The sequence below is a fragment of the Reinekea sp. genome (genome assembly GCF_982785585.1).
Genome location: NZ_CEYAVF010000059.1, coordinates 1 through 5,848, shown reverse-complemented (window position 1 = coordinate 5,848; position 5,848 = coordinate 1). Strand labels below are relative to the sequence as shown.

Genomic DNA, 5,848 nt, shown 5'->3' with positions numbered 1-5,848 from the left:
TTGCTGTCTTTCGACCTGATAAGATCAACGGAGCAAGCCTTCCAAAAAAGCTAATTTGTTCCATTTAGATAAAACCTCCATTTACTCATAACGCTTATGTGCTACCGCGAGCGTTAGAAAATCAACGACTCTGACCCGTTTGATCCTTGTGCGTATAGTTAGGGTTTTGCGGGCCAGGTAATATCTATCTTGCGGTGTTGAGCAACACAATCACGAAGATATAGATTAATTAGGCTTTGATAGGGAACACCGTCTTCTTCTGCCATTTTTTTGAAATAAACGATGACATCCTCACTAAGCCGCATAGTCACGGGCTTTTTGAGTTTTGATGCGTAAGGATTCTTACGTGATTTCATTTGTGATAAATCGTATTCAGTTTTCATGGGTTGCCACCTCGGTAATTTTCACGCTCCTTCTTTGTAGCCTTACGTGCAGATATTATTCGGATCGTTTCACCGCTATCTCGTTCGCAATGGCAGACAAGCAGAACTCGCGTCACGTTACTTAGACCAAGCAAAAGAAATCGCTCTTCCCTGCCAGAATGCACCTCATCGTAAAATTGAACAGCATACTCGTCATAGAACACCGACTGAGCCTCATCGAAGCTAACACCATGTTTTTGCCGATTGCCTTCCCCTTTCACAGGGTCCCACTCGAATCTAATCATGCGTACATTGTATGTACATCTCGAAACTAGTCAAGAAGTGCCCAGTGAGTTGCAAATCCTTCTTTAAAACTCTCTGATTCCGCACTTCCACCGAAAGAGCAAGTATCGATTAACCAAATAGGCTTCTTACTGGAAGCCGCGTTGCTCTGTCCTCCGCGTCGTCCACACTGATCATTCCCGGCTGGCCTGCTCCCGCTCTAGCCACAAATCATAGATCTGCGGCGTCCAGTAGCTTTGAAACCCTGCAATCACCGCCAGACGTTGTTCGGTGTTTAACACCTCACCCCACGCGGGCATCGCGCCGCCCATGGGCCCACCCCCCTCACGAATCACCTTATCGAGCAGCGCCAAGGGATGGTGCCAAGCGTGCGCACTGCCGTCCAGGGGCGGTGGTGGATAGTCGCCATTGGCGTCTGGCGTTTTCCATGCAGTGGTCGAGGCGGCCTCCGGGCCATGGCAGGCTGCGCAATATTGGCCGTAAAGCTGTTGGCCTTCCTCGGCCTGTGCCGTGCTATACCAACGCCCCGTTTGGCCATCGGCCTGGAGCGAGACATTGGCGGCCGTGGTCGCGACCTCCGGGCTTGGACTGCAACCGGCCAAAACCACTATGGCCAGGCCTGACAGTAGGGCAAGCCGGTTCTGCGGCTCAAAACGGCGCACTAGCTTAATGGCTCTCATTACTCAGGGTACCTCAAAGCCGGCCGCTTCAATCGCGTCCGTCAGTTGCTCGATATTGTCATTGCCATCGATCTGGGCAATGCCACTGTCCAGATCAAAGTGCACTGAGGTCACGCCGTCAACCAGGCTGACGGCCTTTTCAATGGACTTCACGCAACCCTGACAGGTGGCGCCGCTGACGGTAAGTTCGATCATAGGGGTGTCCTCGTTGGTTCGGTTTGTTGATGAGCTTTGGCCTGTTTATCAGGCTCGGCTGATTTATTGGGTCCCGTTTGCTTGCCTGCAAGCGGGCTTTTCGGATTCCAGGTTAGCAATAAAATCGAGCTGCTGACCACGCTGACGCTGGAAAAGGCCATAGCGGCGCCGGCAATCACTGGGCTGAGCAGCCCAAAGGCGGCTAACGGAATGCCAATGCAATTGTAGATGAAGGCCCAGAATAGATTCTGCTGAATCTTGAGTCGGGTTTTTTTGGCAATCTGGATGGCTTCCAGCACCAACCCCAATTCCGGACGCATCAGCGTCAGGCCGGCGGCGTCCATGGCAACATCGGTACCGCTGCCCAGCGCGATGCTGGCATCGGCCGCGGCCAAGGCGGGCGCGTCGTTGATGCCATCACCAATCATCACCACCTTGCGGCGTTTGTTTTTCAGTTGTTCGATGGCCTGGGACTTATGTTCCGGTAACAGATTGGCGAGCACATTATCGATCGACAATTGCTCGGCCACGGCGTTGGCCGCAGCCGCATGGTCGCCCGACAACATCCAGGTCTGGATACCGGCGCGATGCAGAGCGGTAATGGTCGCCTGGGCATCGTCACGCAGCAGATCGCTGATATCAAACCGGGCGCGAATCTGGCCATTCAAGGCGACCCAGACCCGACTGTGGTGGTCGGCTGCGCCGGCCATAAAGGCCGGGTCGATCGCCAGGTCGTGGCTGGTCAAGAGCCGCTCATTACCGATCAGCAACTGATCCTGCTCGGTACGAGCGACAACACCCTGACCGGAGACATTGGTAAAGTCGAAGCTCTGCTCCGGACTCTGGGCATCGGCCAGATAGGTCACCATGGCTGCGGCCAGTGGATGTTGACTCTTCTGCTGCACGGCCTTGATCAGACCGAGCAGATCGGCATCGTGCTCGGTTGCGCCAGACGCGCCCTCGGCAGACCACTGACGGAATAACGCCACCGTGGGCCGGCCGACGGTCAGGGTGCCAGTCTTATCGAACACGATGGTATCGGTCTCGGCGAGCACCTGGAGCTGATCGATATTCCGAATCAACACACCGCGCCGGGCGCCGACGCCGCTGGCCGCCATAATGGCAGTCGGGGTGGCCAAGCCCAGGGCGCAGGGACAGGCGATGACCAATACCGAGACAGCCGCCATCAGGGCGCTGTCAAAGGATACCAGCCACCATTGCAGACCTAGGGTGAGCATGGCAATCAGGATCACCACCGGGACAAAGACCGCGGCGATCTGATCGACCAGCTTCTGGATCTCAGGCTTCTTCATCTGGGCGTCGTTAACCAACTGTACGATCTGCTTGAGCCGGAACTGGTCGGGCGAGCTGTGCACGCGCACCCGCACGCTGCCATTACCATTGTGAGTGCCGGCCATCACCACGGCGCCCGGCGCTTTACTCACCGGCAGGCTCTCCCCGGTGAGCATGGCTTCATCAACACTGGTAGTGCCGTCCAGGATCAGGCCATCGGCGGCAATGGTGTCACCCGGGTGAATTTGAATTTCATCGCCGATGACCAACTCGGTGACCGGCGTAGTATGCAGTTCCTTACCCTGCCAGCGTTGCGCATTGGGCGGCTGCAATTGCATCAACTTACGGATGGCATCACCGGCGAAACGCTTGGCGCGTTCTTCCATCCATTTACCGAGCAAGATCAGACTGATCACCACAGCCGACGCTTCAAAATAGAGATGGCCGCTGCCCAGTGCCAACCACAAATAGAGGCTGTAGAAATAGGCGGCCGAGGTGCCCATCACGACCAGCACGTCCATATTGGCCGAACCGTTTTTCACGGCATGGTAAGCGCCGACGTAGAAACGCCAACCGAGCCAGAACTGCACCGGTGTGGTCAGGGCAAATTGCACCCAACCCGGTAACATCCAATTGGCACCGAGCAGACTGGCCACCATGGTGACCACCATCGGTAAGGACAGGGCGGCGGCGATCAAGGTCGGCCGCAGCGAATGACCGGTCCGCGCGGCTGGCGTTTGCGCCGACTCCGCTTCGGGCAGGGCCGGGTAATTGAGTTGTTTTAAACGGTTTTTGATATCGGCCAGGCTAACCAAGCCGGTATACCAGCGCACCTGCAATTGCGAATTGGCCAGATTGACCGTGGCGGAGAATACGCCATCCATCTTCAGCAACGCTTTTTCAATGCGATTGATACAGCTAGCGCAGGTGACGTTTTTAACCGTCAGGTTGCGTTCATTTTCCTGCAAACCAAAACCACTCGCTGCCACCCAGTCGGGCAGCACCGTGGCCGGTTGGTCGGCGGCTAAGGCCACATCGAGGGTTTCCAACGCCAGATTGACGCTGGCCGAGGTCACGCCGGGGCGCTTACTAAGGGCTTTTTCCAAGCGCGTAACGCAGCTGGCGCAGGTTAAACCGGTCACGGGAACCACCCAATGGGTGCCTGGGGTGGGTGCACCGGGTTCATTGGCCGATGAAACGTTAGGTATTGTTGTCATATGTGCCTCCTTTTAGCTTGGGCAGTGACTGGGCACTGCCAACTTAAGCTGGGACTAGAATAAGGCTTAGAGGCTATCTAAGGTCAAGGGGCATTGCCTGAATCGGCGCCACACCGGCCAGAGCGAAGCTGGCCGATGTCGGTCGCCAGAGTATATCTAAGGTAGCCAGTGGCAGCACCGCCAGGGTGGCTAGTCCTAGCTCTGCCAGGTCGAGCGACTGAGTCTCAAAGCTGTCGTTGTAGAGCACCAGTTGCGCCCACTGCCCGACTTGTAGGACCTGGGTTTGCGCCTGCCAGTGGCCGTCTCTGTAGGTGAGTGAGACCAGCGGCAGGTCACCGAGGTAGTTCAGATACTCAACGATGTTCAGGCGATCGGTCATCGACAGCGAGGGTGCCAACAACGCCATAACCGGCACCTGCTCCAAGCTGGTCTGGAATTGAGCTAGGGTCGCGCCGCGGATCATCCCGCCCACCTGACCAGCGCCATGTGCCACCTGGCCGTGGCAGACCAGGCAACCGTAACCACCGGCGCTGAGATACAGCTCTTGCCCGGCGGCCAGGGCCGCTGCCGGATCATCCTCCGGGCTTTCATCGCCCGCCGCGGCCAAGACTGGCTCGATGCCGGCCAGAGCCAAAACAATGGTGCAGGCCTGCACGAACCTCTTGGGCCCAAACATCAGTATTGGCGCGCCAGCGAATAGTTGCCCTGGTCATCAAAACCGATGACCTTAAAGCCTTGGTAGGCTTGGCCTTGCGCGGCCATGCCCGGCGAACGGGCCGGCATACCGGGTACCGCTAAGCCCTTGGCCCCCACCGGCGGATTGGCTAGAAAGGCTACTATATCGACTTCTGGAATATGGCCTTCGAACAGGTAGCCATTAATCACCGCCGTGTGGCAAGACCCCAACGCTTTCGGCACGCCCAACTGTTGTTTGGTTTTGTCCAGATCGACGGGATGTTCAACCGTAACGCTGTGACCGGCCGATTCCATCAACCCAACCCATTCCTGACAGCAACCGCAGGTCGGTGATTTATAAACGGTAATCGCTTCGGCAAATGCGAACGAAAATATCATAACTAAAATAACGGCAGTACTTCTTAATAGAGTTTTCATGGGTTCTCCTAAAATTCTTGGCGGCGAGCGCGCAGGGCGTGGCCGTGATACCCAACTGTTTTGGCCACAGAGGGGTGGGTCTGTTTTTGGGTGACACAAAAATTAGACGCGCGGCGGCCGATAGATTATTTGAGTAAAGCAGAGCGGAGGCGTGATGTCGATCGAGGCCCTTAGGGGCGTCGACATCGGCTGGATTGGCTGGACTGAGGCGTTGCTCAGTACCACAACCGCACCGGAGCACAGATGTTGAGCGCAATCGGACGGCGCCGGATCCATGTCTGCATCGGAACAGGTGGTCGGCATCTGCGCCTCTGCGCTGATGCCCGCCTGGGCGTTTACGTGGCAATGACCCCCAGTGGTTGCCATGCCATGCGACTGAGCGGCCAGCAGCAAGGTAACCAGCAAAAATAGCAGGAGAAAACGAACCTCTATGGCTTGCCCGCGCCTCATAACCCACCCGATGAAAATATGATTAGCGAATAATACCAGAAGTTGAAACGGGTGCCCCTTGTCCTAGGTAAACCTCTGGTAAGGCTGCTGATACGCTAATTGGCCCTCGTGCTGATTCGGCCAACGCTGGATGCCGATCGCTGGCATCTGTGCTGGGTGCGCCTGGCCGACGGTACACTTGCGCCCTAACGCAGCTCAACTTCGATGGCGCGTGCGAGACCCTTAACCTGCGCGA

Annotated in this window: 8 protein-coding genes; all 8 read right to left on the bottom strand. The window is 56.7% G+C overall.

Annotated features, from left to right (window positions below; all coding sequences use genetic code 11):
• Positions 1–158: 158 nt before the first annotated feature.
• On the bottom strand, positions 159–383 hold the full coding sequence (locus AC4FIC_RS14835) for a CopG family antitoxin (protein WP_100258403.1): 225 nt from the start codon (positions 381–383) through the stop codon (positions 159–161).
• Positions 380–667, bottom strand: a complete 288-nt coding sequence (locus AC4FIC_RS14830) for a BrnT family toxin (RefSeq protein WP_100258404.1) — start codon at positions 665–667, stop codon at positions 380–382. Before AC4FIC_RS14830 ends, AC4FIC_RS14835 begins: the two co-directional genes overlap by 4 nt.
• A 171-nt stretch (positions 668–838) precedes the next feature.
• Positions 839–1,345, bottom strand: coding sequence for a c-type cytochrome (locus tag AC4FIC_RS14825; RefSeq protein ID WP_100258405.1), 507 nt, complete (start codon positions 1,343–1,345; stop codon positions 839–841).
• 3 nt (positions 1,346–1,348) lie between these two features.
• Positions 1,349–1,540: a heavy-metal-associated domain-containing protein gene (locus AC4FIC_RS14820; RefSeq protein ID WP_100258406.1), complete on the bottom strand. Its 192-nt coding sequence runs from the start codon at positions 1,538–1,540 to the stop codon at positions 1,349–1,351.
• Positions 1,537–4,050, bottom strand: coding sequence for a heavy metal translocating P-type ATPase (locus tag AC4FIC_RS14815; RefSeq protein WP_490359436.1), 2,514 nt, complete (start codon positions 4,048–4,050; stop codon positions 1,537–1,539). Before AC4FIC_RS14815 ends, AC4FIC_RS14820 begins: the two co-directional genes overlap by 4 nt.
• Before the next feature lie 73 nt (positions 4,051–4,123).
• On the bottom strand, positions 4,124–4,726 hold the full coding sequence (locus AC4FIC_RS14810; RefSeq protein WP_100258408.1) for a c-type cytochrome: 603 nt from the start codon (positions 4,724–4,726) through the stop codon (positions 4,124–4,126).
• Positions 4,726–5,163 carry a DUF411 domain-containing protein gene (locus tag AC4FIC_RS14805; RefSeq protein ID WP_100258409.1) on the bottom strand — a complete coding sequence of 146 codons (438 nt, stop codon included), beginning with the start codon at positions 5,161–5,163 and terminating at the stop codon, positions 4,726–4,728. Before AC4FIC_RS14805 ends, AC4FIC_RS14810 begins: the two co-directional genes overlap by 1 nt.
• 102 nt (positions 5,164–5,265) lie before the next feature.
• Complete coding sequence (locus AC4FIC_RS14800) at positions 5,266–5,613, bottom strand: hypothetical protein (protein WP_100258410.1); 348 nt, start codon at positions 5,611–5,613, stop codon at positions 5,266–5,268.
• Positions 5,614–5,848: the final 235 nt, after the last annotated feature.